This is a genomic window from Halomonas sp. 3H (assembly GCF_024206005.1).
Lineage (GTDB): Bacteria > Pseudomonadota > Gammaproteobacteria > Pseudomonadales > Halomonadaceae > Halomonas > Halomonas campaniensis.
In genome coordinates this window covers 1472158-1498259 of record NZ_CP100360.1, presented here as the reverse complement: position 1 = coordinate 1498259, position 26102 = coordinate 1472158, and the positions used below count along the sequence as shown (strand labels likewise).

25 protein-coding genes and 2 tRNA genes are annotated in these 26102 nt (G+C 68.0%); 7 read left to right on the top strand and 20 right to left on the bottom strand.

What is annotated here, in order from left to right:
• Nucleotide 1: 1 nt before the first annotated feature.
• From glp to mobA, 3 genes are read right to left on the bottom strand one after another with little or no spacing between them, the layout of a single operon-like run.
• On the bottom strand, nucleotides 2-1267 hold the full coding sequence (glp, locus tag NFC98_RS07065; protein ID WP_254277387.1) for a gephyrin-like molybdotransferase Glp: 1266 nt from the start codon (nucleotides 1265-1267) through the stop codon (nucleotides 2-4).
• Complete coding sequence (mobB, locus tag NFC98_RS07060) at nucleotides 1264-1860, bottom strand: molybdopterin-guanine dinucleotide biosynthesis protein B (protein ID WP_254277386.1); 597 nt, start codon at nucleotides 1858-1860, stop codon at nucleotides 1264-1266. The genes glp and mobB overlap by 4 nt, the downstream gene beginning before the upstream one ends.
• Nucleotides 1857-2462 carry a molybdenum cofactor guanylyltransferase MobA gene (mobA, locus tag NFC98_RS07055; RefSeq protein ID WP_254277385.1) on the bottom strand — a complete coding sequence of 202 codons (606 nt, stop codon included), beginning with the start codon at nucleotides 2460-2462 and terminating at the stop codon, nucleotides 1857-1859. The genes mobB and mobA overlap by 4 nt, the downstream gene beginning before the upstream one ends.
• Before the next feature lie 183 nt (nucleotides 2463-2645).
• Here mobA and NFC98_RS07050 point away from each other — a divergent pair, with 183 nt between their 5' ends.
• Complete coding sequence (locus NFC98_RS07050; RefSeq protein WP_183331304.1) at nucleotides 2646-3230, top strand: cupin domain-containing protein; 585 nt, start codon at nucleotides 2646-2648, stop codon at nucleotides 3228-3230.
• 3 nt (nucleotides 3231-3233) lie between these two features.
• Here NFC98_RS07050 and NFC98_RS07045 read toward each other — a convergent pair whose 3' ends face one another.
• The 14 genes from NFC98_RS07045 to NFC98_RS06980 form a co-directional block, all read right to left on the bottom strand.
• Nucleotides 3234-4478, bottom strand: coding sequence for a uracil-xanthine permease family protein (locus tag NFC98_RS07045; RefSeq protein WP_254277384.1), 1245 nt, complete (start codon nucleotides 4476-4478; stop codon nucleotides 3234-3236).
• A 74-nt stretch (nucleotides 4479-4552) separates the two neighbouring features.
• Nucleotides 4553-6196 carry a glycerol-3-phosphate dehydrogenase/oxidase gene (locus tag NFC98_RS07040; protein WP_254277383.1) on the bottom strand — a complete coding sequence of 548 codons (1644 nt, stop codon included), beginning with the start codon at nucleotides 6194-6196 and terminating at the stop codon, nucleotides 4553-4555.
• Nucleotides 6197-6362: 166 nt separating this feature from the next.
• Complete coding sequence (locus NFC98_RS07035; protein WP_254277382.1) at nucleotides 6363-8102, bottom strand: ABC transporter substrate-binding protein; 1740 nt, start codon at nucleotides 8100-8102, stop codon at nucleotides 6363-6365.
• A gap of 65 nt (nucleotides 8103-8167) precedes the next feature.
• On the bottom strand, nucleotides 8168-8440 hold the full coding sequence (locus NFC98_RS07030) for a DUF2160 domain-containing protein (protein ID WP_254277381.1): 273 nt from the start codon (nucleotides 8438-8440) through the stop codon (nucleotides 8168-8170).
• A gap of 13 nt (nucleotides 8441-8453) precedes the next feature.
• On the bottom strand, nucleotides 8454-9230 hold the full coding sequence (locus tag NFC98_RS07025) for a carbohydrate ABC transporter permease (RefSeq protein ID WP_183331455.1): 777 nt from the start codon (nucleotides 9228-9230) through the stop codon (nucleotides 8454-8456).
• A 118-nt stretch (nucleotides 9231-9348) separates the two neighbouring features.
• Nucleotides 9349-10236, bottom strand: coding sequence for a carbohydrate ABC transporter permease (locus tag NFC98_RS07020; RefSeq protein WP_254277379.1), 888 nt, complete (start codon nucleotides 10234-10236; stop codon nucleotides 9349-9351).
• Entirely contained in the window at nucleotides 10229-11329 is a 1101-nt protein-coding gene (locus tag NFC98_RS07015; protein WP_254277378.1) for an ABC transporter ATP-binding protein, read from the bottom strand. The genes NFC98_RS07020 and NFC98_RS07015 overlap by 8 nt, the downstream gene beginning before the upstream one ends.
• Before the next feature lies 1 nt (nucleotide 11330).
• Nucleotides 11331-12419: an ABC transporter ATP-binding protein gene (locus NFC98_RS07010; RefSeq protein WP_254277377.1), complete on the bottom strand. Its 1089-nt coding sequence runs from the start codon at nucleotides 12417-12419 to the stop codon at nucleotides 11331-11333.
• Nucleotides 12420-12750: 331 nt separating this feature from the next.
• A complete protein-coding gene (gene upp / locus NFC98_RS07005) occupies nucleotides 12751-13380 on the bottom strand; it encodes a uracil phosphoribosyltransferase (RefSeq protein WP_183331320.1) in 630 nt (209 codons plus the stop codon).
• 346 nt (nucleotides 13381-13726) lie between these two features.
• A complete protein-coding gene (ung, locus tag NFC98_RS07000) occupies nucleotides 13727-14410 on the bottom strand; it encodes a uracil-DNA glycosylase (RefSeq protein WP_254277376.1) in 684 nt (227 codons plus the stop codon).
• A 21-nt stretch (nucleotides 14411-14431) separates the two neighbouring features.
• Nucleotides 14432-14911, bottom strand: coding sequence for a xanthine phosphoribosyltransferase (gene gpt, locus NFC98_RS06995; RefSeq protein ID WP_183331324.1), 480 nt, complete (start codon nucleotides 14909-14911; stop codon nucleotides 14432-14434).
• Between the two features lie 2 nt (nucleotides 14912-14913).
• Complete coding sequence (locus tag NFC98_RS06990) at nucleotides 14914-15459, bottom strand: adenine phosphoribosyltransferase (protein WP_183331327.1); 546 nt, start codon at nucleotides 15457-15459, stop codon at nucleotides 14914-14916.
• 36 nt (nucleotides 15460-15495) lie between these two features.
• Nucleotides 15496-16797, bottom strand: coding sequence for an NCS2 family permease (locus NFC98_RS06985; RefSeq protein WP_254277375.1), 1302 nt, complete (start codon nucleotides 16795-16797; stop codon nucleotides 15496-15498).
• Between the two features lie 214 nt (nucleotides 16798-17011).
• On the bottom strand, nucleotides 17012-17641 hold the full coding sequence (locus tag NFC98_RS06980) for a riboflavin synthase subunit alpha (protein ID WP_254277374.1): 630 nt from the start codon (nucleotides 17639-17641) through the stop codon (nucleotides 17012-17014).
• Between the two features lie 433 nt (nucleotides 17642-18074).
• Here NFC98_RS06980 and NFC98_RS06975 point away from each other — a divergent pair, with 433 nt between their 5' ends.
• The 4 genes from NFC98_RS06975 (at nucleotide 18075) to NFC98_RS06960 (ending at nucleotide 21340) form a co-directional block, all read left to right on the top strand.
• Entirely contained in the window at nucleotides 18075-19160 is a 1086-nt protein-coding gene (locus NFC98_RS06975) for a methionine ABC transporter ATP-binding protein (RefSeq protein WP_254277373.1), read from the top strand.
• Nucleotides 19141-19794, top strand: coding sequence for a methionine ABC transporter permease (locus tag NFC98_RS06970; protein ID WP_254277372.1), 654 nt, complete (start codon nucleotides 19141-19143; stop codon nucleotides 19792-19794). Before NFC98_RS06975 ends, NFC98_RS06970 begins: the two co-directional genes overlap by 20 nt.
• Nucleotides 19795-19860: 66 nt before the next feature.
• On the top strand, nucleotides 19861-20655 hold the full coding sequence (locus NFC98_RS06965; RefSeq protein ID WP_254277371.1) for a MetQ/NlpA family ABC transporter substrate-binding protein: 795 nt from the start codon (nucleotides 19861-19863) through the stop codon (nucleotides 20653-20655).
• 217 nt (nucleotides 20656-20872) lie between these two features.
• Complete coding sequence (locus tag NFC98_RS06960; protein ID WP_254277370.1) at nucleotides 20873-21340, top strand: GAF domain-containing protein; 468 nt, start codon at nucleotides 20873-20875, stop codon at nucleotides 21338-21340.
• Between the two features lie 55 nt (nucleotides 21341-21395).
• On the opposite strand, the gene NFC98_RS06955 is transcribed toward NFC98_RS06960, so the two are convergent.
• From NFC98_RS06955 to glpK, 3 genes are all read right to left on the bottom strand, one after another.
• Nucleotides 21396-21472 (bottom strand) — tRNA-Val (locus NFC98_RS06955).
• Nucleotides 21473-21486: 14 nt separating this feature from the next.
• Nucleotides 21487-21563, bottom strand: a tRNA-Val gene (locus NFC98_RS06950).
• 81 nt (nucleotides 21564-21644) lie between these two features.
• On the bottom strand, nucleotides 21645-23132 hold the full coding sequence (glpK, locus tag NFC98_RS06945) for a glycerol kinase GlpK (RefSeq protein ID WP_254277369.1): 1488 nt from the start codon (nucleotides 23130-23132) through the stop codon (nucleotides 21645-21647).
• A gap of 171 nt (nucleotides 23133-23303) precedes the next feature.
• Here glpK and NFC98_RS06940 point away from each other — a divergent pair, with 171 nt between their 5' ends.
• Both NFC98_RS06940 and glpD read left to right on the top strand, forming a co-directional pair.
• The gene (locus tag NFC98_RS06940) at nucleotides 23304-24065 is read left to right on the top strand and encodes a DeoR/GlpR family transcriptional regulator (protein ID WP_254277368.1); all 762 of its coding nucleotides are present in this window, start codon (nucleotides 23304-23306) and stop codon (nucleotides 24063-24065) included.
• Nucleotides 24066-24311: 246 nt separating this feature from the next.
• Nucleotides 24312-25853, top strand: a complete 1542-nt coding sequence (gene glpD, locus NFC98_RS06935) for a glycerol-3-phosphate dehydrogenase (protein WP_254277367.1) — start codon at nucleotides 24312-24314, stop codon at nucleotides 25851-25853.
• Nucleotides 25854-26102 lie beyond the last annotated feature (249 nt).

The following is a 26102-nucleotide window of genomic DNA, read 5'->3' as shown; positions in this document are numbered from 1 at the left end:
CTCACGGGAGTCGGAAAAGGGGTTGGATGGCCACCACCTCGCCCTGGCCCACGGCCTCGCGCTCGGTGGTGATCTCGATCAGGCAGTTGGCCATGACCATGGAGGAGAGGATGCCGGAGCCCTGGGCGCCGGTGCTGGCGACACGCAGCCGCCCCTCGGCGTCGCAGCGGTAGACCCCGCGCAGGTAGTCGACCCGCCCCGTCCGGCTCGCCATGTCGTGGTCGGCGATGGCGGCCAGCCGGCGCGGTGCCGTGACGGGGCGCCCCTGCAGGCGCGCCAGCAGCGGCGCGGCGAACTGCAGGAAGGTCACCATCACCGCCACCGGATTGCCGGGCAGCCCCAGAAAGGGCACGCGGCGTGCCCCCAGGCGGCCGCAGGCCAGCGGCCGCCCCGGGCGGATGGCGATCTTCCAGAAGCCGAGCTCGCCCTGTTCGGCCAGCGCCTCGCGGGTGAAGTCGGCATCGCCCACCGAGACCCCGCCGCTGGTGATCACCAGGTCGGCCTCGGCGCTGGCCGCCGCCAGGGCCGCGGAGAGCGCCGCCCGGTCGTCGGGCAGGATACCGAGGTCGAGCACCTCGCCGCCGTGCTCGGTGACCAGCCCGATCAGGCTGTAGCGGTTGGCATCGAAGATGGCGGCCGGCGGCAGCGGTTCGCCCGGCGCGGTGACCTCGTCGCCGGTGGAGAAGAGCGCCACCCGGGGGCGCCGGCGCACCGCCACCCGGTCGACTCCCAGCGAGGCCAGCAGACCCAGCTCGGCGGCGCCCAGCCGGGTGCCGGCGGCCAGCGCCAGGGCACCGCGGGCGATATCCTCGCCGGCCCAGCGCACGTTCTGGCCGCGCCGCACGCGTTCCGGGCGCGCCACCGAGACCCGCACGCCCTCGCCTGCCGTCGTCTCGCGGAGTTGCTCGCGCATGATCACGGTGTCGGCGCCGGGCGGCAGCGGCGCCCCGGTGGTGATTCCCACGCACTCGCCGGGCGCCAGCGCCTGCGCATGGTGCCGGCCGGCGAAGACCTCGGCCACGCGCCGCCAGTCGGCCGGGCGTTCGGCCGCCTCGGGCCAGGCCAGGGCGATGCCGTCCATGGCGGCGTTGGTCGCGGGCGGCACGTCCCGTGGCGAGACCAACGCCTCGGCCAGCACCCGGCCATGGAGCCCGCCCAGCGGCAGGGTCTCGGCGGGCAGCGCCCCCTCGGCCAGCGCCAGCACCGCCTCTCGGGCCGCCTCGGCCTCGAGCATCCGCTCGCCCAGCTCGAAGCAGGAGAGGGTCATGGGGCAGGCTCCCCGACCGGGGTCGGCCGCGGCCGGCGCTCGTCCGGCCAGCGCGCCGGCCAGGCCGCCACCCAGTCGGCCACGGCCTCCAGGTCGTTGATGTCCAGCGCCTCGACCCCCGCCGGCAGCGCCAGGGGGGCATCGCTGGCCACCGCCCGCACCCAGGGGTCCTCGGCCACGCGCAGCGGCTTGCCCACCGCCGGGCGATGGAGTTCCAGCTTGGGCAGCGGCCAGGCCTTGAAGCCCTCCACCAGCACCAGGTCCGGGGCCTGGAGGCGGACCATCTCGACCAGCTGGGCGAGGTCCGCCTCCTCCTGTCCCGGGGTCTCCATCATCAGCGCCAGGCGGTGGCGGGAGGCCACCAGCATGGGGGTCGCCCCCGCCTGGCGCAGGCGGTGGCTGTCCTTGCCGGGCTGGTCGACGTCGAAGCCGTGATGGGCATGCTTGATCACCGCGACCCGCAGGCCGCGATCGCGCAGGCACGGCAGCAGACGCTCGAGCAGGGTGGTCTTGCCGGTGCCGCTCCAGGCCGCGATGCCCAGCAGCGGCAGGCGTTCATCCAGGGGCAGCCCCGGTTGACTGGCGTGACTCATGGGGTCGGTGACTCCTTGCCGAGCGCCGTTTCCAGGCGCCGTTTCTCGTCATCGGTGTTGAGGTTGGCGAACGCCTCGGGGCAGTCGGAGACGTCCACCCGCCGCCAGGCGTGGCGGGCGTACCAGCGGTCGATCTTGCGCTCGCCGGCGGCCAGGGCCGCCGCCAGGTCATCGGCCAGCGAGGTGCGGATCAGCGCGACCACCGGGTGCAGGCGCTCGCCGTCGTCGGCCACCGCGATGTCGCCGTCGCCGAGCCCCGCGACCAGCCGCTCGACCAGGTCCGCCGGCAGCGCCGGGGTGTCGCAGGGCACGACCAGCAGCCAGGGCGTGGTGGCCGCGCGCAGGCCGCTGTAGATGCCCATCAGCGGTCCCTGGTAGCCGGTCTCGGCATCGACGATCACCCGGTCGGCCAGCGGCCGGTAGTCGTCCAGGTGGCGGTTGGCATTGATCAGTACCTCCCTTACCCGCCCTTCGAGGCGCTGGCGCACATGGGCCACCAGCGGCCGGCCGGCGAAGGGCACCAGCCCCTTGTCGCGGCCGCCCATGCGCCGCCCCTGGCCGCCGGCCAGGATCATCCCGGTGAGCTCGTGCTGCGTGATCATGAGGGCCTGTGACCTCCCCGGTCCGGTCGTGATAGTGTCCTGCCCTCATGATGCCTGAGCCGGCCGGAGCGTGCCACGCCGCGCCGCCCCAGGCGCCGCCGCGCTGACCCGGGTCAAGGCCACGGCTTACCGCCGGGGGCCGTTGCCGGTATCATGTGTGCACTATTCTTGACAGGACCGACCATGGAAGCAGGATTCGACGTGGGCGCCCGGCTGCGCCAGCTGCGCCTCGCCCGCGGCCTCTCCCAGCGCGAGCTGGCCAAGCGGGCCGGCGTCACCAACAGCACCATCTCGCTGATCGAGCAGAACAGCGTCAGCCCCTCGGTGAGCTCCCTGAAGAAGATCCTCGACGCCCTGCCGGTGTCGATCAGCGCCTTCTTCGCCGGCGACGAGCCGAGCCCGCCGCGCCCCTTCTACCGCGCCGGCGAGCTCACCGAGATCGGCGACGGCCACCTCTCCTGGCGACTGGTGGCGGCCCGCCAGCCCGACCGCCGCATGTCGATCATCCACGAGCGCTATCCGCCCGGCTCCGACACCGGGGTGGAGATGCTGGAGCATGACGGCGAGGAAGGCGGGGTGGTGATCGCCGGGGAGATCGAGATCACCGTGAGCGGCGAGATGGCAGTGCTGGGCGAGGGAGACGCCTACTACTTCGACTCGCGGCTGCCCCACCGCTTCCGCAACGTGGGCGACCGCGAGTGCGTGATCGTCAGCGCCAGCACCCCGCCGACCTTCTCGGACGGCGGGCAGGAGCAGCACCACGCCTGAGCGTCACTCGTCCTCTTCGGCGCCGGGCAGCACCCAGTTGAGCAGGATACCCACCAGGGCGGCCAGGCTGACGCCCTGCAGGGTGAACTGGCCGCCGCCGAACTGCATGCCGCCGATGCCGAACACCAGGATCAGCGATATCACCACCAGGTTGCGCGGCGCGGTCAGCGAATGGCCGGCGCGCACCAGGGTGTTCATCCCCACCACGGCGATGGAGCCGAACAGCAGGGTCATGATGCCACCCATCACCGGCCCGGGGATGGTCTGCAGCAGGGCCCCCAGCTTGGCGACGAAGGCCAGGCCGACGGCGATGCAGGCCGCCACCACCATGATCCTCGGGTTGAAGGCGCGGGTCAGGGTCACCGCCCCGGTCACCTCGGAGTAGGTGGTGTTGGGCGGGCCGCCGAACAGCGCCGCGGTGGAGGTGGCCAGGCCGTCGCCCAGCAGGGTGCGATGCAGGCCGGGCTTCTCAAGGTAGTTCTTCCGCGTGACCGAGCCGATGGCCACCATGTCGCCGATATGCTCCACCGCCGGGGCGATGGCCACCGGGATCATGAACAGGATCGCCGCCCAGTGGAAGCTCGGGGCGGTGAAGGCCGGCATCGACAGCCAGGCCGCCTCGCGCACCGGGGAGAAGTCCACCAGTCCCATCGCAAGCGCCAGCACGTAGCCGGTGACGATGCCGCCCATGATCGGGATCAGCCGGACCAGCCCGCGGCCGAACACCGCCAGCACCAGGGTCACCAGCAGGCTGACCATGGAGAGGAAGATCGCCGGGCCATAGCCGATGTGGTCGCTGGTCTCACCGGTGGCCATGCTCACCGCCACCGGTGCCAGGGCCAGGCCGATCACCATGATCACCGGCCCCACCACCACCGCCGGCAGCAGCCGATGCAGCCAGGCGGTGCCCTTGAGGCGCACGGCCTGGGAGATCGCCACGTAGACCAGGCCGGCGGCCATCAGCCCGCCCATGGTGGCCGGGATGCCGAAGTTGGCCACCGAGCCCTGGATCGGCGCGATGAAGGCGAACGACGAGGCCAGGAACACCGGCACCGTGACGCGGGTCACGCCGTGGAACACCAGGGTCCCGACCCCGGCGGTGAACAGCGCGACGCTGGGGTCCAGGCCGGTGAGCAGCGGCACCAGCACCAGGGCGCCGAAGGCCACGAAGAGCATCTGGGCGCCGGTGAGCAGGGTCCTGAGGGGCGACTCGGCCGCGGGTCGGGCGGCCGCCGAGGTATCAGTCATGGGGGCTCCAGGGAGTCAGGGTGAGGGAAACGCGCGGCATTCTAGCAGCCCGCGCCCGCCGGCACGATGGGCCCTCACCCGCCCTCTTCCACCCGCTTCTCACGGGGCTCGGGCGATTCCCCCTGCAGGTACTCCGCCAGCCGCTCGCTGGCCTGGTCGCCGAACAGGATGTCGCAGGCCTCCTGCAGGCCGGGCGAGCGACGGATGCTCGCCTCCGATACCACCAGCGAGACCTTGGAGCGCCGGCGCAGGAAGTCCTCCAGCCGGGTCACCATCTCCCGGCGCCGGGCCTGCTCAAGTTCCACCCGCAGGTACTCGGTGCCCTCGATCAGCACCTCGGCCTGGCGCTCGTCCTGGCGGATCGCCTCGAGCATCTCGAAGGCCTGGGAACCGTAGCGCCGCCACAGCCGCTGGCTGAGCGGCTCGGAGGCGTGCTCGGCAGTCATGGCGTCAAGGTCCATCAGCCGGGCCTGGTGCAGGAAGGCCTCGCGCACCGAGGCATCCGGCTCGCCGTACCAGCGCTGGCGGGGATAGGGCACCTCGATGCCCAGGCCGCGCACCGCCTCGACCACCTCCTCGCCCACGTTGAGGCAGTCGGTGAGCTTGCCGCCGAAGATGCTGAGGTGGGCGCGCTGGCGGTCGAGGTCGATGGCGTGCTTGCGCGACAGGTTGAGGAAGTCCCGCTCGCCGCCGCCGCTGGGCTTCACGGCCAGCGGCCTGACCCCGCAGCGGGTGGCGATGATGTCCGACGCCTCCAGCGGCCTGGCAAGCGCCAGGCGCTTGTTGATGTTGTCCAGCACGAAGCGGATGTCCTCCGCCGTGGCCCCGACCTCGGGCGACTCCACCCGGGTATCGGTGGTGCCGATACAGGTGCGCGGCCCCATGGGAATGACGAAGAAGAGCCGCCCGTCGTCGGCGAAGAAGGCCAGCACACGATGGCTGTCGGTGAGCCGCGGCACGATCAGGTGGATCCCCTTGGAGAAGACGTGATGGTGCTCGGTGCGCTGCCCGGCGCGCTGGTTGAGCTGGTCGACCCAGGGGCCGGCGGCATTGATCAGCACCCGCGAGCGGATCTCGAAGGTGTCGCCGGTCATCGCGTCGCGGGCCCGGGTGATCCAGACGCCCTCCTCCCGGCGAGACTCCAGGTACTCGACGTAGTTGGCCGCCACGGTGCCGAAGTCCAGGGCGGCGCGCACGAAGTTGAAGACGAAGCGCGCGTCGTTGTCATGGAGATAGGCGTCGGAGTACTCGAAGCCCCCCACCGCCGAGCCGATGTCGATGATCGGCTCCCGGGCGTGGAGCGCCGCCGGCCTCAGGTAGTGGGGCCGGCGGGTGAAGGCGTTGCCCATCAGCCAGTAGAGCCAGGTGCCCGCCCAGGGCACCAGCGGGTGGTGGCGAAAGCCCTGGTTGATGGTGGTGAGGAAGCGGATCTCCTGCACCGACGAGGGGTAGCTCCTGATCAGGTGGTTGCGGCTGCGGCAGAGCTTTCGCACCAGCGCGAAGTCACCGCTCTCCATGTACTTGATGCCGCCCCATACCAGGTTCGACGAGTGCATGCTGGTGCTGCCGGCGAAGTCGCCCTTGTCGATCAGCGCCACCCGAGCCCCCTTGCCGCTCAGCGCGGCCGCCGCGGAGGCCCCGTTGATGCCGCCGCCGACCACCAGGACGTCGAAGCAGCGCCGGGGCAGCTTGCGCAGGTTGTTCTGTCTGAGTTGCATCTCTTGCCCTTCCTGAAAGCCCTTTCTGAAAGCCCTTTCTGAAAACACGGGGCCCCGCTCGGCATGACCGAGCGGGGCCTGGGTCCCGTTCGGGCAACCGGTCACACGTTGCTGATCCCGGTAGTGCCGGGAGGTTGGCGGGCGCCAGGCGCCCGCCGGTCGCCTGTTACCGTGTGCCGGCCGCCATCCACGCCTCCATCATCTCGTCGTAGGGCACGGTGGTGCCCTGGGGCATCTCGTCGTCGAGCTTCGCCTTGGGGGCACCCGGCTGGGAGAGCCAGTACTCGGCGTCACGCTCCTCGTTGAGCTGCGGCGCGTAGACCTCGAAGACGCCGGCACGGGCCAGGCGCGCCATCACGCTGTCCAGGTCTCCCGCCAGGTTGTCGAGGGCCTCCTGCGGCAAGATCTCGCCGCTGACCGCCGGGGCCAGGTTCTGCCACCAGAGCGGCGCCATGCGCGGGTAGTCGGGCACGTTGGTGCCGGTGGGCGTCCAGTTGGACTCGTTGGGGCTGCGGTAGAACTCCACCAGACCGCCCAGCTTCGGGGCCATCTCGCTCATCTGCTCGGAGAAGATGTCCGACTCGCGGATCGGCGTCAGGCCGGCCATCAGCTTCTCCAGCGAGACGGTCTTGGCGGTGGTGAACTGCGCGAACAGCCAGGCGGCGGTGCGGCGATCCTCCGGGGTGGAGTCGAAGAAGGTCCAGGAGCCCACGTCCTGGTAGCCCACCTTCATGCCCTCCTCCCAGTACGGGCCGGTGGGCGACGGCGCCATGCGCCAAAGCGGGTTGCCCTCGTCGTCGGTCACCGGCAGGCCCGGGTCGACCATGTCGGCGGTGAAGGCGGTGTACCAGAAGATCTGCTGGGCGATGTTGCCCTGGGCCGGCACCGGGCCCGCCTCGCCGAAGGTCATGCCCTGGGCCTCCTCGGGGGCATACTTCTCCAGCCAGTCGACCATCTTGGTGACGGCGAACACCGAGGCCGGCGCATTGGTGCCGCCGCCGCGAGTCACGCTGGCGCCCACCGGGCGGCTCTCCTCGTCGACGCGGATCCCCCAGTCGTCCACCGGGTTGCCGAAGGGCACGCCGGGGCTGCCCATGCCGGCCATGGAGAGCCAGGAGTCGTGGAAGCGCCAGCCCAGCGACGGGTCGCGACGGCCGTAGTCCATGTGGCCGTAGACCCGGGTGCCGTCGATCTCGCCGACGTGCTCGGTGAAGAACTCGGCGATGTCCTCGTAGGCCGTCCAGTTGGTGGGGACACCCAGGTCGTAGCCGTAGATGTCGCGGAACTGCTCCTGGAGGTCCTCGCGCTGGAACCAGTCGTAGCGGAACCAGTAGAGGTTGGCGAACTGCTGGGTCGGCAGCTGGTAGATGCTGCCGTCGGGGCCGGTGGTGTACTGGATGCCGATGAAGTCGTCCAGGTCCAGGGTGGGCAGGGTGAAGTCCGCCCACTCGTTCTCCATCGCCTCGGAGAGGTTGATGGTGGTGCCATAGCGGATATGGGTGCCGATGGCATCGGAGTCGTTGACGTAGCCGTCGTAGATGTTGCGACCCGACTGCATCTGGGTCTGCATGTTGTTGACCACGTCCCCCTCGCCGATGATGTTGTGGGTGACGTCGATGCCGGTCAGCTCGCTGAAGGCCTCGGCCAGCACGTCCCGCTCGTAGACGTGGGTGGTCAGGCCCTCTGCCACGGTGCTGATGGACATGCCGCGGAACGGCTCGGCCGCCTCGGCGAACCACAGCAGTTCCTCGATCTGCTCCTCGCGGGAGAGCGTCGAGTTCTGGAAGTGCTCGTCGACCAGCCGTTCGGCAATGGCGCGGGCGTCGTGGTTGTCGGCGTGCAGAGCGCCGCTGGCCAGCATCACGCCGGCCGCCAGCAGAGAGAGTCGCATTGTTGTCGCTTTCATGTTGACCTCTTCGGTTGTGGGGGTTCGTCCTTGAACCGGTTGTCATTCGGCTCCGTGCGTTTCTGTCAGCCCCAGCGCATCAGGATCACGAGCCACAGGATCGAGATGGCCAGGGCCAGCCAGAGGCTGATCGAGGTGAAACCCACCACCATCAGGTGGATGTAGGCGGCGCAGAGCAGCCCGATGAACAGCCGGTCGCCGCGGGTGGTTGCGATCGGCAGGAAGCCCTTGCGCTCGACGGTCGGCGAGGCGAGCTCCCAGGCCGTCATCCCCAGCAGGATGGCGGCGATGGCGGAGAAGAAGATCGCGGTGGGCGTGGTCCATACCATCCATTCCATGACGGTTTCCTCCTCAGGTCCGGCCCAGGGCGAAGCCCTTGGCGATATGGTTGCGCACGAAGTAGACCACCACGATGCCGGGCAGGATGGTCAGCACCCCGGCGGCGGAGAGCGCCCCCCAGTCGATGCCCGAGGCCCCCTTGGTCTGGGTCATCACCGAGCCGATGGGCTGGGCACTGGTGGCGGTCAGGGTGCTGGCCAGCAGCAGTTCGACCCAAGAGAACATGAACAGGAAGAACAGCGTCACGCCGATCCCCGAGCTGATCATCGGAATGAAGATCTTCACGAAGAAGCGCGGGAAGCTGTAGCCGTCGATGAACGCCGTCTCGTCGATCTCCTTGGGCACGCTGCTCATGAAGCCCTCGAGGATCCAGACCGCCAGGGGGATATTGAACAGACAGTGGGCCAGCGCCACGGCCACGTGGGTATCGAAGAGCCCGACGGTGTAGTAGAGCTGGAAATAGGGCAGCAGGAACACCGCCGGCGGCGCCATCAGGTTGGTCAGCAGCCAGAAGAACAGGTGCTTGTCGCCGATGAAGCGATAGCGGCTGAAGGCGTAGGCCGCCGGCAGGGCCACGGCCAGGCTGATCAGCATGTTCATCAGCACGTAGGCGATGGAGTTCACGTAGCCCATGTACCAGTTCGAATCGGTGAAGATCTTGGCGTAGTGCTCCAGGGTGAAGTCCTGGGGCCACAGGGTCAGGGCACCGAGAATCTCGCTGTTGGACTGGAACGACATGTTGAGCAGCCAGTAGACCGGCAGCAGCACGAAGACGATGTAGAGGGTCATCAGGCCGCGGCGACGCCACTGGCGGGAGACCGGGCGGGCCTGACGGCGGCGCCGGGCATCGGCCGCGGCGGCCTGCTTGCGTACCGCCTCCGGCGTGGTGGGAATCGACTGGTTCATGTCAGGCCCCCTTGTCCTGTTGCTTGTCCTTCTGGAGATTCATGATCGCCGTGTAGAACACCCAGCAGACCAGCAGGATGATCAGGAAGTAGATCAGCGAGAATGCCGCCGAGGGGCCGAGGTCCTGCTGCCCGATGGCCATGGTGGTCAGCGACTGGCTGAGGAAGGTGGTGGAGTTGCCCGGCCCGCCCCCGGTCAGCACGAAGGGCTCAGCGTAGATCATGAAGGAGTGCATGAAGCGCAGCAGGATGCCGATGACCAGCACGTTGGTGAGCTTGGGCAGCTGGATGTAGCGGAACACCGCCCAGCGCGAGGCGCGGTCGATGCGCGCCGCCTGGTAGTAGGCGTCCGGGATCGAGCGCAGGCCGCTGTAGCAGAGCAGCGCGATCAGCGGCGTCCAGTGCCAGACATCCATCAGGATGATGGTGCCCCAGGCGTCCACGGCGCTGCGAGTGATGTTGTAGCCGTAGCCCAGCTCGCGCAGGCCCCAGCCCATCAGGCCGATGTCGCCACGGGTGAAGATCTGCCAGATGCTGCCCACCACGTTCCAGGGAATCAGCAGCGGCATGGTCACGAGTATCAGGATCGCCGAGGCCTGCCAGCCCTTCTTGGGCATCAGCAGCGCGATGCCGATGCCCAGTGGCACCTCGATGGCCAGCACCGTCAGCGAGAAGGCGAACTGGCGCATCAGGGCGGCCTGCAGCGCCGGGTTGTTGAGGGTCTCCTGGAACCACTCCACGCCGGTGAAGAACCGGGTGTTGGCGTCGAAGACATCCTGGACGGAGTAGTTCACCACGGTCATCAGCGGAATGATCGCCGAGAAGGCCACCAGCAGCAGCATGGGCAGGATCAACCACCAGGCGCGGTTGTTGTGGATCTTGTTATTCATGGGGAATCTCCACGCGGAACTCGTCGACATAGAGGCCAAGCCGCGCCAGCGGGAAGCGCAGCCAGGCCCTGTCACGCGGCAGGGTCTCGTCCTCCTCGATGCGGGCCTTGAAGGGGATCTCCCCCAGCCGCAGCGAGAGGATGGCGTAGGTGCCGAGGTCCTGGACATCCTCCACCACGGCCTCCATGGCGTCGTCGACCGGGGCGGCATGCACCTCGACGAACTCGGGCCGGATGCCCAGCTTGACGTTGGCCGAGCGCGCGCCGGCCACCGCCGCATGCACCGCCTCCGGCACGGGGAGCGGCAGCCCCCCGACCATCACCCGGCCGTCGCGGGCCTCCACCTCGAGGAAGTTCATCCCGGGGCTGCCGATGAAGTAGCCGACGAAGGTGTGGTTGGGCGTCTCGAAGAGCTCCCGCGGCGTGCCGAACTGCACCACCTGCCCCTGGTACATCACCGCGATCCTGTCGGCGAAGGTCGACGCCTCGAGCTGGTCGTGGGTGACGTAGACCATGGTGATGTTGAAGCGCTGGTGGATCTCCTTGAGCTTGCGGCGCAGCTTCCACTTCAGCTGGGGGTCGATGACCGTCAGCGGCTCGTCGAAGAGGATCGCCGAGACGTCATCGCGCACCAGGCCGCGCCCCATGGAGACCTTCTGCTTCTCGTCGGCGGTGAGGTTCTTGGCCTTGCGGCCGAGCTGGGGAGTCAGCTCGAGGACGTCCGCCACCTCCAGGACCCGCTCGCGCACCTTGTCGGCGGGGGTGCCGATGTTGCGCAGCGGAAAGGCCAGGTTGTCGTAGACCGTCATGGTGTCGTAGACGACGGGGAACTGGAACACCTGGGCGATGTTGCGCGCCTCGGGCGGCAGGGCATTGACCCGCTCACCGTCGAACAGCACGTCGCCGCTGGAGGGTTCAAGCAGCCCCGAGATGATGTTGAGCAGGGTCGACTTGCCGCAGCCGGAGGGGCCGAGCAGCGCATAGGCCCCGCCCTGGTGCCAGACGTGGTTCATCTCGCGGATGGCATAGTCCTCGGGGGAGGATGGTGCGGCCAGGTAGGAGTGGGCCAGGCCCTTCAGGGTAATCTCGGCCATTTCATGCCCTCCCGGCGTGGGTCGGAATGTGGACCACGGCACCCTGACGGTCGAAGGCGTAGACCTTGTGGGTGGGGATGTAGAGCCTGACCGCCTGGCCGGGGGTGAACTCGTGCACCCCCTCGAGGTGGACGGTCAGGTGGTACAGCGCATTACGCACGTGCAGGAAGGTCTCGGAGCCGCTGATCTCGGCCATGTCGACCTCCATCTCGACCTCGATGTCATCGTCGGAGCGCGGCGCCAGGGCGATATGGGCCGGACGCACGCCGAAGCGGTACTCGCCGGGCGCCAGGGTGCGCAGGTCGTCGTTGAGCGGGAAGTGGACGCGCTTGTCGAAGGTGACCTCGGCCCCCGAGATGATGCCGCGCATGATGTTGATCGGCGGCTCGGAGAACATCTCGGCGGTGAGGATATCCAGCGGGCGGTGGTAGACGTCGTCGGTGCGTCCGTACTGCAGCAGGCGCCCCTCGTGGAGCACCGCGGTATGGCCGCCCAGGGCCAGGGCCTCCGCCGGCTCGGTGGTGGCGTAGACGGCGATGCAGTTGCGCTGGCTGAACAGGGTGCGCAGCTCCTCGCGGAATTCCTCGCGCAGCTTGTAGTCGAGGTTCACCAGCGGCTCGTCGAAGAGCACGATATCGGCATCCTTGACCAGCGCCCGCCCCATGGCGGTGCGCTGCTGCTGGCCGCCGGAGAGCTCCAGGGGCAGACGATCGAGCAGATGTTCGATATGCAACATCTCGGCGGTCTCGCGGACCCGCCGGTCGATCTCGGCCTTGCTCACCCTGGCCAGCCGCAGCGGCGAGGCGATGTTGTCGTAGACGCTCAGCGAGGGGTAGTTGATGAACTGCTGGTAGACCATGGAGACGTTGCGGCGCCGCACGGACACCCCGGTGACGTCCTGGCCGTTCATCAGCACGCGGCCACGGGTGGGCGTATCGAGCCCGGCCATCAGCCGCATCAGGGTCGTCTTGCCGGCCAGGGTGCGCCCCAGCAGGACGTTGAAGGAGCCGGGTTCCAGCTCGAGGTTCACATCCGCAACGTGAGTGGCGCCACCGACCGTCAGATCGATATTTTCCAGGATCAATGACATGGCGAGTCTCGGTTGTTCGTTTTTGTATGACGACGATCATGTCGACGTCCGAACACCATAGATCAGGCGCGCTTTGATGACATCCATGTTGCTTAACGAAAATTCGAGAACCGCCGACGATCCGCCATGGATGGCTAACAACCTGCTGAAAATAAAGATATATTTTCGAATTTATACTTTAGGCGAAGTCGTGGGCGGCGACATGCGGGGCGAAAAGCAAACGGGGCCATGTTCACGAATGAACACGACCCCGTGGGCGAGGCGCAGACGGCAAGGGTCTGAGGCGAGTGGTCCGAGGCGAAAGGGCCGCGGCTTGGGCCGGAGCCGAACCTCAGCGGGTGCCGAAGATCTTGTCCCCGGCATCCCCCAGGCCGGGCACGATGTAGCCGTGCTCGTCCAGGTGGTCGTCCACCGAGGCGGTGTAGATCTCGATGTCCGGATAGGCCTCCTGGACCCGCTTGATGCCCTCGGGGGCGGCCACCAGCACGATCACCTTCATGTGCCTGCAGCCGCGCTCGCGCAGCATGTCCAGGGTCGCCACCATGGTGCCACCGGTGGCCAGCATGGGGTCGATGACGATGGCCATGCGCTCGTCGAGGTCATTGGCGAACTTGGCGAAGTAAGGTACCGGCTCGAGGGTCTCCTCGTCGCGGTAGAGGCCCACCACGCTGATCCGCGCACTGGGGATCAGGTCGGTCACGCCGTCGAGCATGCCCAGGCCGGCGCGCAGGATCGGCACGATGGTGACCTTCTTGCCCTTGAGCAGCTTGACCGGGATCTTGCCGCCGCTCCAGCCGTCGATCTCCTGGGTCTGCAGTTCCAGGTCCTGGGTCGCCTCGTAGGTGAGCAGCTTGGCCAGCTCCCCGGCCAGTTCGCGGAAACTCTTGGTGCTGATGCCGGCTTCACGCATCAGGCCGAGCTTGTGCTGGACCAGGGGGTGCTGGATGGCGTGGACGCTCATGGGCGGACCTCTTCACTCTTGGGGCGGCGGGAGACAGGGCCGACCTTGGTCGCATGGACCTGGCCGACAAATTGGCGGCCATTCTACCCGCATCCCGCCGCGAGGTTAAGGCGCGGTGCCTGTGGCAGATGCAGTCATCGCTCAAGGCTGTTCCGGCGACAGGCCTTCGAGGGGGCGCTGTGAACCCCTCCCTGGGCGCTACCGATGCCATCCCTGGCATAGGACCCCCTCTCTCGCCTGTCCCCGGCGCCTTTCGCTAGCGCGACATGGGTAACGAAGCTGGCCCTGCCTGTCTGGCTAGCGCGACATGGGTAACGAAGCGGGCCCTGCCTGTCTGAGTACGCGGCTATGGCACCTCGGGCAGCTGCCAGTCGATGGGCGTGCGGCCCTGCTCCACCAGAAAGGCATTGGCCCGGGAGAAGTGGTGGTTGCCGAAGAAGCCGCGGTGGGCCGAGAGCGGCGAGGGATGCGGCGACTCCAGCACCAGGTGGCGGAAGGTGTCGACCAGCGCCTTCTTCTTCCGCGCCGGGCTGCCCCACAGCAGGAACACCGACGGAGCGGCATGGGCGTTGACGACCTCGATGGCGCGGTCGGTGAAGGTCTCCCAGCCGCGGCCGCGGTGGGACCCCGCATTGCCCTGCTCCACCGTCAGGGAGGTGTTGAGCAGCAGCACCCCCTGGCGCGCCCAGTGCGCCAGGTTGCCGTGGGGGACCGCCCGGAAGCCCACATCGGCGGCCAGCTCCTTGTAGATGTTGGCCAGCGACGGCGGCACGCGCACGCCCTCGCGCACCGAGAAGCAGAGCCCGTGGGCCTGGTTCGGCCCGTGGTAGGGATCCTGGCCGAGGATCACCACCTTGACGGCGTCCAGGGAGGTGAGCTCGAAGGCCCGGAACCAGTCCGCGGAGTGCGGGTAGATCACCTTCCTGGCCGCCTTCTCGGCGGCCAGGAAGTCGCGCAGCGCCTGCATGTAGGGCGCCTCGAACTCGTCACCCAGCCACTGCTGCCAGCTGTCGGGGAGCGGACAGGCCATCACGGGGCTCTCCTCAGGGGCTCAGCGCTTGGCCTGGTCGACCAGCGGCTCGACGTAGGCCACGCCCATGTCCCAGGGGAACTGGATCCAGCAGTCCTGGGCGACCTCGGTGAGGTACTGGTCCACCAGCGGCTTGCCCTCGGGCTTGGCGTAGATCGTGACGAAGTGGGCACGGGGCAGCATCTCGCGCACCTTGCGCGCGGTCTTGCCGGTATCCACCAGGTCGTCCACCAGCAGCCAACCCTCGCCGTCGTGGTCGACGCCCTTCATCACATCGAGGCCCCCCTGCTCCATGTGGTCGTAGCTCTTGATGCACACGGTATCGATCAGCCGCACGTTGAGCTCCCGGGCGATCAGCGCGGCGGGGATCAGCCCCCCGCGGGTGATGGCCACGATACCCTTGAAGTCGCGCTCCACCAGCCGGTGGCAGAGCTCGCGCACGTCGCGGTGCAGCTGGTCCCAGGAGACCGTGAAGTGCTTGTGGTAGCGGTTGCTGCTCATGGTCACTCGTCCTCGCTGAAGGCACAGACGGCGAAGACGCTGTAGCCCGCTTCGCGGATGCGCTCGGAGCCGCCGAGGTCCGGCAGGTCGACGATGGTGGCGGTCTCCACCACCTGGCCGCCGCTGCGGGTGATCAGCTTGGCGGCGGCCAGCATGGTGCCGCCGGTGGCGATCAGGTCATCGACGATCAGGATGCGATCGCCCTGCTTGAAGGCGTCGGAGTGCAACTCCACCTCGGCCTCGCCGTACTCCAGGGTGTAGGTCTCGCTGATGGTACGGAACGGCAGCTTGCCCTTCTTGCGCACCGGCACGAAGCTGCAGCCCAGCTCGTAGGCCAGCGGTGCACCGACGATGAAGCCGCGGGCATCGATGGCGGCGATGGCGTCGAGGTCCATCTCCTGGTAGCGGTGCACGAAGCTGTCGATCAGCTTGCGGAAGGCCGCACTGTTCTGCAGCAGCGGGGTGATGTCGCGGAAGTTGACCCCCGGCTGCGGCCAGTCGGGGACGGTGCGGATCACGGACTTGATGTAGTCGCCGTAGATGCTCATTAAGTCGAGTCTCGGTGAGTGGGTGCAATCGGTGGGTCAGTCGAGGAACAGGAACTTGGCGGCAAACAGCAGCGCCAGCACGATCACCGCCGGGTTCAGGTCCTTGAAGCGGCCGGAGAGTGCCTTGATCGCAGCGTAGCTGATGAAGCCCAGGGCGATGCCCTCGGCGATCGAGAAGGTCAGCGGCATGGCCAGGGCGGCGATCAGCACCGGCGCGGCGTCGGTGGGGTCTTCCCAGTTGGCATGGGCCAGGCTGCCGGCCATCAGCACCGCCACGTAGAGCAGGGCACCGGCGGTGGCGTAGGCGGGAATCGAGCCGGCCAGCGGGGCGAAGAACAGGCTGACCAGGAACAGCGCGGCGACCACCACGGCGGTCAGGCCGGTGCGACCGCCGGAGGCGATGCCGGCGGTGGACTCGATGTAGCTGGTGGTGGTCGAGGTGCCGAGCACCGCGCCGGCCATGGAGGCGCCGCTGTCGGCCATCATGGCGCGGCCGATGCGCGGCAGCTTACCGTCCTTGTCCAGCAGCTTGCCGCGATGGGCCACGCCCACCAGGGTGCCGGAGGTGTCGAAGAGGTCGACGAACAGGAAGGCGAAGATGACGCTGAGCATGGCGACATCCAGCGCGCCCCAGAGGTCCAGCGCCATGAAGGTGGGCGCGATGGAGGGCGGCATGGACATCAGGCCGCCATACTCGTTGTGGCCCAGCACCATGGCGATCACGGTGATCCCGAGGATGCCGATCATCACCGCCCCGGTGACCTTGAGGTAGGCCAGCGCGGTGATCACGAAGAAGCCCAGCAGCGCGTAGATGGCCGCCGGCTCGGAGAGGTCCCCCAGGGCGACGTAGGTGGCCGGGTTGGCGACCACGATGCCGGCGTTCTTCAGCGCGATCATCGCCAGGAACAGGCCGATACCGGCGGCGATCCCCAGGCGCAGGGAGAGCGGGATCGAGTTGATGATCCACTCGCGCACCTTGAAGATGCTCAGCAGGAAGAAGCAGAAGCCCGAGAAGAAGACCGCACCGAGGGCCGCCTCCCAGGTGTAGCCCATGCCCAGCACCACGCCGTAGGTGAAGAAGGCGTTGAGGCCCATGCCCGGGGCCTGGGCGATCGGGTAGTTGGCCCACAGCCCCATGATCAGGCAGCCCACGGCCGCCGCCAGGCAGGTGGCGACGAAGACCGCGCCGTAGTCCATGCCCGCCTCGGAGAGGATGCTGGGGTTGACGAAGATGATGTAGGCCATGGTCAGGAAGGTGGTGATCCCGGCGATGACCTCGGTCTTGATGCTGGTGTTGTGCTCGGACAGCTTGAACTGCTTGTCGATCAGGCTCTTCATGGGGCTCATTCCTGCGCGCGTGGACGTTGCGACGGTCCCTGGGGGGCGAGAAGGGTCACGAGAAAAGCGGCCTATGGTACCCGCATCCCCGATGGGATGCGAGGGACCGGAAGGCCGCCGATTCAGACGCTTCCCCCTGTATAAGCAAAGGCCGGGCCAGGCGCCAGCCGCGCCACCAACGCAGACCTGACGGAACGGTCAGATCACGCCTGGTTCAGGCGCCGCGGGCCGCCAGCACCCGTTCGACGGTCTCGACGATGGCCTGGGTCTGGGGGTCGATCTCGATGTTCACCCCATCCCCCGGCACCCGGTCCACCAGGGTGGTGCGCGCCAGGGTCTCGGGAATCAGGTTGACGCAGAACCGCGGCCCGTGGGCCGCGGTGGCCGGACGCACCTCGCCGATGGTCAGGCTGATGCCGTCGACGCCGATGTACCCCTTGTCGAACAGGAAGCGGCCCAGTGCATGGGGCAGTTCGAACCACAGCCGGCGGTTGTTGGGTGCCTCGTCGAGCTCGACCAGCTCGGCCACCGCCATCACGTGGCCCGACATGGCATGGCCGCCGATCTCGTCACCGAAGCGAGCCGCCCGCTCGATATTGACGCGGCTGCCCACCTCGACTGCACCAAGGTTGGTCACCCGCAGGGTCTCGCGCATCAGGTCGAAGCTGACCCGCTCGCCGTCGATGGCCGTGACCGTGAGGCAGACCCCGTTGTGGGCCACCGAGGCCCCGATCTCGAGCCCCTGGCGCAACGCCTCGGGCAGCGCGATCACATGGGTACGGAAGGCCTCGGCCTCCTCGATGGCGACCACCTCGGCGGTGCCCTGCACGATGCCTGTAAACATGGCGTCTCCTCGACTGACGCGTGCCCCGGGGCGGGGCACGAAGGGGAAACAGTGTAGGGAATCCGCGGCGACCGCGTCCACGACGGCGCCGGAGATACGTCCCCCGGGCGACCCGACCGGGCAGGCACGACAGAATCAACAGCCAAAAAGAGCAAATACAACAGGAAATATTGCTGAATCACCGCGCCAGGTCGGCAGCATGCACCATTGAGATTGACTTGCCCCTGCGCGCGCCCTATCCTTTCGCGCACATTTTGATGGCGCCGATTTGACCCCGGATTGCGGGCGCCAGCGCCGTGGCCCCTTCGGGACGTCACGGCGCGAAGTGCAGCTAAAAGGGTGTGTCCAGCGTTGATGGCCACCCGCAAGGGTGGCCTTTTTTTGTGCGCCCTGCCCTGCACGGCCCGCCACGGCGCCCCCTGCGGTGGCTTCCATGATACGACTCCACAACGTTTCCAAGACCTTCATCATCAAGGGCCGCAAGCGAGGCCCGGATGCAGGCAGGCCCGACGGCGGCGCCAGGACGGTCCAGGCCCTCAAGAACGTCGACCTGCATGTCCCCCAGGGCCAGATCCATGGCGTGATCGGCCTCTCCGGGGCCGGCAAGTCGACGCTGATCCGCTGCGTAAACCTGCTCGAGCGCCCCACCAGCGGCAGCGTCAGCGTGGATGGCCAGGAGCTCACCGGGCTCTCCCGCCAGGCGCTCAACCAGGCGCGCCATCGCATCGGCATGATCTTCCAGCACTTCAACCTGCTCACCAACCGCACCGTGTTCGCCAACGTGGCCCTGCCGCTGGAGCTGATGGGCATGAAGCGCGCCGAGATCCGCGAGCGAGTCGCGCCGCTGCTGGAGCTGGTGGGCCTGGCCGACAAGGCGAGCCAGTACCCGGCCCAGCTCTCCGGCGGCCAGAAGCAGCGCGTGGCCATCGCCCGGGCGCTGGCCAGCCGCCCCAAGGTGCTGCTCTGCGACGAGGCCACCTCGGCGCTGGACCCCCAGACCACCGGCTCGATCCTCGCCCTGCTGCGCGACATCAACCAGCGCCTGGGGCTGACCATCCTGCTGATCACCCACGAGATGGAGGTGGTCAAGTCGATCTGCCACCGGGTCAGCCTCATCTCGGGGGGCGAGCTGGTGGAGGAGGCCGACGTGGGCGACTTCTTCACCGCGCCGCGCACCCGACTCGGCCGCGAGTTCCTCAACGACTTCCTCCAGCTGGAGCCGCCCCGCGCGCTGATCGACCAGCTGGAGGCGGTTCCCGGCGAGCAGACCCACCCGGTGGTGCGCCTGGCCTTCTCGGGCGACGCGGTCTCCACCCCGCTGATCTCGCGGCTGGCCCGGGAGTGCGGCGTGGACGTCAGCATCCTGCAGGCCAAGGTGGAGTCGATCCAGGACCGCACCCTGGGGTTGATGATCGCCGAACTGATGGGCTCGCCGACCAAGACCCGCGAGGCCATCGACTACCTCGAATCCCATGATCTGCACGTGGAGGTGCTCGGCCATGTCCAGCGCACTGATTGACCTGATCCTGCGGGCCACCCTCGACACCCTCTACATGGTGGCGGTGTCAGGCGTGATCTCCGCCCTGGTCGGCATCCCGCTCGGGGTGCTGCTCTACGTGACCCGCCCCGGCCAGGTGCTGGCCCAGCCGGTGGTCAGCGGCATGCTGGGGGTGATCACCAACATCGGCCGCTCGATCCCCTTCATCATCCTGATGGTGGCGATCATCCCCTTCACACGCATGCTGGTGGGCACCTCCATCGGCACCAACGCCGCCGCGGTCCCCCTGACCATCGCCGCGATCCCGTTCATCGCCCGCCTGGTGGAAGGCGCGCTGAACGAGATCAACCCGGGCCTGGTCGAGGCGGCCCAGTCCATGGGCGCCACCCCCTGGCAGATCATCACCCGAGTGCTGCTGCCGGAGGCGCGCGGCGGCATCTTCACCGCGCTCACCGTCACCGTGGTCACCCTGGTCAGCTACTCGGCCATGGCCGGGGCAGTAGGTGGCGGCGGCCTCGGCGACCTGGGCATCCGCTACGGCTACAACCGCTTCAACCCGACCATCATGCTGATCACCGTGGCGATCCTGGTGGTGATGGTGCAGGGCTTCCAGAGCCTGGGGGATTACTTGGTCCGCAAGAGCGATCACAAATAGCCAAAAGCTATTTAAATTATTTTTTTTATTTCGTTACCATCGACCCATCATCACAGGAGATCCTTCATGCGCAAGACACTGATCCGCACCCTGCTCGCCTCCAGCCTGGCCCTGGGCGCCGGCAGCGCCCTGGCCGACGAGCATCGCATCAAGGTGGGTACCGTGGCCGGCCCCGAGACCGACGTGATGCAGGTGGCCGCCGAGATCGCCCAGCGCGAATACGGCCTGACCGTGGAGATCATAGAGTTCACCGACTACGTGACCCCCAACGCCGCCCTGGCGGACGGCAGCCTGGACGCCAACGCCTACCAGCATGAGCCCTACATGCAGGCCATGGTCAACGATCGCGGCTACGACTTTGCCATCGCCGGGCGCTCCTTCGTCTACCCCATCGGCGCCTACTCCGAGAAGTACGCAAGCATCGACGAGCTCCCCGAGCGCGCCCAGATCGCCCTGCCCAACGACCCCTCCAACGAGGGTCGCGCGCTGATCCTGATGCACAACGAGGGGCTGATCGAGCTCGACGACCCGACCAACCTCGAGGCCACTCCGCTCAACGTGGCGGATAACCCGCGCGGCTTCCGCTTCCGCGAGATCGAGGCCGCCCAGCTGCCCCGAGTGCTTCCCGACGTGGACATGGCCTTCATCAACAACACCTTCGCCCAGCCCGCCGGCCTGAGCCTGGACGACGCCCTGATCAAGGAGGGCCCGGAGTCCCCCTACGTCAACCTGATCGTGGTGCGCGGGGGCGACGAGGAGCGCGAGGCGATCCAGCAGCTGGTGCGCAGCTACCAGACCGAGGAAGTGAAGGCCAAGGCGGCAGAGCTGTTCGGGCCGGCGGCGGTGCCCGGCTGGGAATAAGAAAAACGGACATGCTACTGCGCTCGACAGCTTGACCGCCGGCGGTGCTCGCTCTCCTCATGTAGCGGGCTACACTCCGGGAGCTGCGCTCCGGCGGCGATCAACCTGTCTTCGCTCGTAACGCATCCCCGAATTTTCTTGATTCTTTAGAAGAACAGAGGCCGGCCCCTCCTTTTCCAAGGACCCGGGGCCGGCCTCTGCTATTTCAGGAGCTCCCATGACCGTTGACTACGCCCTGCTCGCCCGCCAGCTGGCGGCGCTGCTCGATACCCGCGACTGGCTGACCAACAGCGCCCAGACCACCGCCTTCCTGATGCAGGAGCTCCCCGATCTGAACTGGGCCGGCTTCTACCTGCATCGCGAGCCGGAGACGCTGTGGCTCGGCCCCTTCCAGGGCAAGCCCGCCTGCCACCCCATCCCGTTCGGCAAGGGGGTGTGCGGTGCGGCGGCGCGCACCCACCAGACCCAGCGCATCGACGACGTGCATGCCGTGGCCGACCATATCGCCTGCGATGCCGCCTCCAACGCCGAGCTGGTGGTGCCCATCGTGGTGGGCGACCGGCTGTGGGGCGTGCTGGACCTGGACAGCCCGGTAAAGGGACGCTTCAGCGAGGCCGACCAGGCCGGCATCGAATCCCTGGTGGCGGTGTTCGTGGCGCAGACCGACCTGGCCGGGCGGCCCTGACGAACCCCCACGGCAAGACGCCCCCACAGCAGGGCTGCGGGGGCGTCTCGGGATCTGGTAGGACCAGGCGGATTCGAACCGCCGACCTCTACCATGTCAAGGTAGCGCTCTAACCAACTGAGCTATGGTCCTATAGTGATGTCTGCTGGTAGGACCAGGCGGATTCGAACCGCCGACCTCTACCATGTCAAGGTAGCGCTCTAACCAACTGAGCTATGGTCCTGTTTCAGCAGCAGATTGCCGACGCGTGCTGGCGCCGGCAACGGATGCATATATTACCGATTCCTCCGGGTTTTGCAAGCCTTCAGCGATCACTTTTGACCCGTTCCACCGCCTCCTGCCAGCCGGCGTAGAGCCGCTCGCGCTCCTTCTCCGGCATCTGCGGCGTGAAGCGCCGCTCGCACTGCCAGAGCTCGGCGATCTCGTCCAGGTCGCGGTACCAGCCGAGGCGCAGCCCGGCCAGGTAGGCGGCCCCCAGGGCCGTGGTCTCCAGCACCGTGGGGCGGTCCACGGGCTGCCCAAGCATGTCGGCGAGGAACTGCATCACCCAGTTGTTGGCCACCATGCCGCCATCGACGCGCAGGGTGTCGGGCTCGGCGGCCATGTCGTCGCTCATGCAGGCCTGCAGGTCACGGGTCTGGTAGCAGACCGCCTGCAGCCCGGCGGCGACGATCTCGGCGATGCCGGTGTCCCGGGTCAGCCCGAAGATGGCCCCGCGCGCCTTGGGGTCCCAGTGCGGCGCGCCGAGCCCGGTGAAGGCGGGCACCAGGTAGACGCTGTGGCCGCTGCGGGTGTTGCGCGCCAGTGCCTCGGTCTCGGCGGCATCGGCGAACAGTTGCAGGCCGTCCCGCAGCCACTGCACCGTGGCGCCGGCCACGAAGATACTGCCCTCCATGGCATAGGTGGTCCGGCCATCGATGCGATACCCCACGGTGGTCAGCAGCCGGTTGCGCGACAGCTCGGCCTTGTCGCCGGTATTGACGATCATGAAGCAACCGGTCCCGTAGGTACTCTTGCCCATGCCCGGCGCGAAGCAGGCCTGGCCCACCAGCGCCGCCTGCTGGTCGCCGGCCACCCCGGCGATGGGCAGCTCGCCACCGAGCCACTCGGCGTCGATCATGCCGAAGTCGTCGCTGGAGTCCTTCACCTCGGGCAGCAGCGACTCGGGTATCCCGAACAGCTCGAGCAGCACCGGATCCCAGCGCTGCTCATGGATGTTGAACAGCGCGGTGCGCGACGCATTGGTGGCGTCGGTGGCATGCACCCTGCCCCCGGTGAGTTTCCAGATCAGGAAGGTATCGACGGTGCCGAAGGCCAGCTCGCCGCGCTCGGCCCGCGCGCGGGCCCCCTCCACATGGTCGAGGATCCAGGCCAGCTTGGTGGCCGAGAAGTAGGGGTCGATGAGCAGCCCCGTTCGCGCCTGCACCTCCTCCAGGTGGCCGGCTTCGCGCAGCTGCTGGCAGGTATCGGCGGTGCGTCGGTCCTGCCAGACGATGGCGTTGTAGAGTGGCTCACCGGTCTCGCGGTCCCACACCACGGTGGTCTCGCGCTGGTTGGTGATGCCCGCCCCGATGACGGCGTCGAGACCGACGCCGGCCCTTTCGAGGACCTCTCGGCAAGTGGTCAGCACGCTGGACCAGAGGGCGGCGGGGTCATGCTCGACCCAGCCGTCGCGGGGGAAGATCTGGGGGAACTCCCGCTGGGCGGAGGCAATGTTGTGGCCCTCGCGGTCGAAGAGGATGGCGCGCGAACTGGTGGTGCCCTGATCGATGGCAAGCAGGTAGTCGGCCATGGAGGCTCCTGTCGTTTTATCGTTGTCGATGCGATGACATGTTCGTTTGTGATCACCAAGAGTACTGCAGCGTGTTCGGAATGCTCTACTACCTTGGTCGGATGTCGCCCCGCGGGCGACTGCCGGACGCGGCCTTCATCGCCTACAATGGCATGATCACAAGGAGCCAGCATGAACCAGCAACAGCGACAGGAAGCCATCGTCGACCTGGTCCGCCGCCAGGGCTATGCCAGTATCGAACAGTTGACCGAGCACTTCACGGTCACCCCCCAGACGATTCGCCGCGACCTCAACGCCCTGGCCGAGGAGGGGCGGATCCGCCGGGTCCATGGCGGCGCCGGCCTGGAATCCAGCACGGTCAATACCGCCTACAGCACCCGCAAGACCCTCAACCTGGATGCCAAGCAGCGCATCGCGGCGCTGCTGGCCCGACAGATTCCCGACGGTGCCTCGCTGTTCATCAATATCGGCACCAGCAACGAGGTGGTGGCCGAGGCCCTGCTGGAGCACCGCGACCTCGAGGTGATCACCAACAACCTCAACGTGGCCGCCATCCTCCAGCACAAGGAGGACTTCAACGTAATCATCGCCGGCGGCCAGGTGCGATCCCGCGACGGCGGCATCATCGGCGAAGCCACCATCGACTTCATCAACCAGTTCAAGGTCGACTACGGCATCATCGGCATCAGCGGCATCGACGAGGACGGCTCGCTGCTGGAGTTCGACTACCAGGAGGTGCGCGTCGCCCAGGCGATCATCCGCAACTCCCGCCAGGTCTACCTCGCCGCCGACCACTCCAAGTTCCACCGCAACCCGTCGGTACGTCAGGGCAACATCGCCCAGATCAATGCCCTGTTCACCGATCGCCGTCCGCCCCAGGCGATCTGCCAGCTGATGGCCAGCCACGACGTGGCGCTGCATATTGCCGAGTGACCCCGCCAGGCCCCGCACGTGGGGCGCCTGGCACTTTCCCGCCCCCTTACCGCCGGCCTTGCGCCGCTCGCCCTCGCCTGTCCAGCCGCGCCCCTGTCGGATCGCCTGGCCACCGGATCGCCGGAACGCCCTCCCCGCCTCCCGTGGTGATCACCATCGCCCCTTGATGTTCGGTTTCGAATAATCTATGTTCGTATTCAACCAACCCTGGCCAAAGGCCGGGGCCTATGCACCCTGGAGCGAGACATGGCAACGACCCGGCAGACAGCGCTTCTCGACCTCTTCGTCATCGGCGGCGGCATCAACGGCGCGGGCATCGCCAACGATGCCGCGGGCCGGGGCCTCTCGGTGGGGCTCTGCGAGCAGGGCGACCTGGCGAGCGCCACCTCCTCGGCCAGCAGCAAGCTGATCCACGGCGGGCTGCGCTACCTGGAGCACCGCGAGTTCCGCCTGGTCGGCGAGGCGCTGCGCGAACGCGAGGTGCTGCTGGCCAAGGCGCCCCACATCATCTGGCCGCTGCGCTTCATCCTGCCCCACCGCGCCCACCTGCGCCCGGCCTGGATGATCCGCGCCGGGCTCTTCCTCTATGACCACCTGGGGCGCCGCGACCGGCTACCGGGCTCCCGGAGCGTGAGGCTCGAGGCCTCGCAGGGGCTCAAGCCGGACATCGCACGGGGCTTCGAATACTCCGACTGCTGGGTGGATGACGCCCGCCTGGTGGTGCTCAACGCCCTTCAGGCCCGCGAGCACGGCGCCGAGATGCTGGTACGGACCCGCTGCGTGGGCGCCCGGGAGGTCGACGGCCAGTGGGAGGTCGAGCTCGAGGAGGCGGGCAGCGGCCGGCGCTTCATCCGTCGCGCCCGGGCACTGGTCAACGCCGCCGGCCCCTGGGTCGAGCAGGTCGTCCGCCGGCAGGCCGAGCGCGACTCGCGCTACGCCATCCGCATGATCCAGGGCAGCCACCTGGTGGTGCCCCGCCTGAATCACGACGACCGCGCCTACATCCTGCAGCACACCGATCGCCGCATCGTCTTCGTGCTGCCCTGGGAGGAGGACTACAGCCTGGTGGGCACCACCGACCGCCGCTACGAGGGCGACCCGGCCCGGGTCACCGCCAGCGACGAGGAGATCACCTACCTGCTCTCCGTGGTCAACGACCATTTCCGGGCCCGGCTCACCTCGGACGACGTGCTCCACACCTTCGCCGGCGTGAGGCCGCTGTGCGACGACGAATCGGCAGACCCCTCGGCCATGACCCGGGACTACACCCTGGACCTGGACACCCGCGGCGCGCCGCTGCTCTCGGTGTTCGGCGGCAAGATCACCACCTACCGCAAGCTCGCCGAGGCGGCACTGGCCGAGCTCGCGCCCCACCTGCCCTCCATGGGGCGCCCCTGGACCGCCACGGCACCGCTGCCGGGCGGTGACATCGAGAGCCAGGAGGCCTTTGCCGAACAGCTGCTCGCGGCCTATCCCTTCCTCGAGCCAGGGCAGGCCCGGCGCTATGCCAGGAGCTACGGCTCCCTGTGCCTGGCCTTCCTGGACGGCAAGCGTTCCCGCGAGGCGCTCGGCGAGGCGTTCGGCGCCGGCCTCACCCGGGCCGAGGTGGACTACCTGGTCACCCGGGAGTGGGCCACCACCGCCGAGGACATCCTGTGGCGGCGCACCAAGCTCGGCATCCGGCTCGACCCGCCGGCCCATCGGCGGCTGGCCGACTACCTGGCCACCCTGCCGGCCGCGGCAATGTCGGCGACAACCCCCGCCAGGGCGCCCATCGCGGTGGCATGACCGTGGCGGCCAGCGCCTCGCCGTACGAGGTGAGGCGGCGGGCACAGCGGCCATCCTGACCGGTCGGGTAAAGTGTTTGACATCGCTTTGTCACAAATCCTAGATTGGAGTGCGTCTTTCGAATGCACGCACTCCCGTGCCGTGCATGTCGAGTTTCGCGCATCACCCTGTCGTCTCAACAACAACAAGCGAGAGGCACGCCATGCAGACCGATCCCGTAGTGACAAGCCCCGTTTCCGCAGCGGCCCC

Coding starts and splice junctions, on each gene's coding strand:
- NFC98_RS07030 (WP_254277381.1), bottom strand. CDS start 8,440: ATGGAATGGATGGTATGGACCACGCCCACCGCGATCTTCTTCTCCGCC.
- NFC98_RS07035 (WP_254277382.1), bottom strand. CDS start 8,102: ATGAAAGCGACAACAATGCGACTCTCTCTGCTGGCGGCCGGCGTGATG.
- glpK (WP_254277369.1), bottom strand. CDS start 23,132: ATGGCCGACTACCTGCTTGCCATCGATCAGGGCACCACCAGTTCGCGC.
- glp (WP_254277387.1), bottom strand. CDS start 1,267: ATGACCCTCTCCTGCTTCGAGCTGGGCGAGCGGATGCTCGAGGCCGAG.
- glpD (WP_254277367.1), top strand. CDS start 24,312: ATGGCAACGACCCGGCAGACAGCGCTTCTCGACCTCTTCGTCATCGGC.
- NFC98_RS06980 (WP_254277374.1), bottom strand. CDS start 17,641: ATGTTTACAGGCATCGTGCAGGGCACCGCCGAGGTGGTCGCCATCGAG.
- NFC98_RS06975 (WP_254277373.1), top strand. CDS start 18,075: ATGATACGACTCCACAACGTTTCCAAGACCTTCATCATCAAGGGCCGC.
- upp (WP_183331320.1), bottom strand. CDS start 13,380: ATGAGCGTCCACGCCATCCAGCACCCCCTGGTCCAGCACAAGCTCGGC.
- NFC98_RS06970 (WP_254277372.1), top strand. CDS start 19,141: ATGTCCAGCGCACTGATTGACCTGATCCTGCGGGCCACCCTCGACACC.
- NFC98_RS07010 (WP_254277377.1), bottom strand. CDS start 12,419: ATGTCATTGATCCTGGAAAATATCGATCTGACGGTCGGTGGCGCCACT.
- NFC98_RS07045 (WP_254277384.1), bottom strand. CDS start 4,478: ATGACTGATACCTCGGCGGCCGCCCGACCCGCGGCCGAGTCGCCCCTC.
- NFC98_RS07025 (WP_183331455.1), bottom strand. CDS start 9,230: ATGACCCTCTACATCGTCTTCGTGCTGCTGCCGGTCTACTGGCTGCTC.
- NFC98_RS07040 (WP_254277383.1), bottom strand. CDS start 6,196: ATGCAACTCAGACAGAACAACCTGCGCAAGCTGCCCCGGCGCTGCTTC.
- NFC98_RS06960 (WP_254277370.1), top strand. CDS start 20,873: ATGACCGTTGACTACGCCCTGCTCGCCCGCCAGCTGGCGGCGCTGCTC.
- NFC98_RS06990 (WP_183331327.1), bottom strand. CDS start 15,459: ATGAGCATCTACGGCGACTACATCAAGTCCGTGATCCGCACCGTCCCC.
- NFC98_RS07020 (WP_254277379.1), bottom strand. CDS start 10,236: ATGAATAACAAGATCCACAACAACCGCGCCTGGTGGTTGATCCTGCCC.
- mobA (WP_254277385.1), bottom strand. CDS start 2,462: ATGATCACGCAGCACGAGCTCACCGGGATGATCCTGGCCGGCGGCCAG.
- NFC98_RS06940 (WP_254277368.1), top strand. CDS start 23,304: ATGAACCAGCAACAGCGACAGGAAGCCATCGTCGACCTGGTCCGCCGC.
- gpt (WP_183331324.1), bottom strand. CDS start 14,911: ATGAGCAGCAACCGCTACCACAAGCACTTCACGGTCTCCTGGGACCAG.
- mobB (WP_254277386.1), bottom strand. CDS start 1,860: ATGAGTCACGCCAGTCAACCGGGGCTGCCCCTGGATGAACGCCTGCCG.
- NFC98_RS06985 (WP_254277375.1), bottom strand. CDS start 16,797: ATGAAGAGCCTGATCGACAAGCAGTTCAAGCTGTCCGAGCACAACACC.
- NFC98_RS07050 (WP_183331304.1), top strand. CDS start 2,646: ATGGAAGCAGGATTCGACGTGGGCGCCCGGCTGCGCCAGCTGCGCCTC.
- NFC98_RS06965 (WP_254277371.1), top strand. CDS start 19,861: ATGCGCAAGACACTGATCCGCACCCTGCTCGCCTCCAGCCTGGCCCTG.
- ung (WP_254277376.1), bottom strand. CDS start 14,410: ATGGCCTGTCCGCTCCCCGACAGCTGGCAGCAGTGGCTGGGTGACGAG.
- NFC98_RS07015 (WP_254277378.1), bottom strand. CDS start 11,329: ATGGCCGAGATTACCCTGAAGGGCCTGGCCCACTCCTACCTGGCCGCA.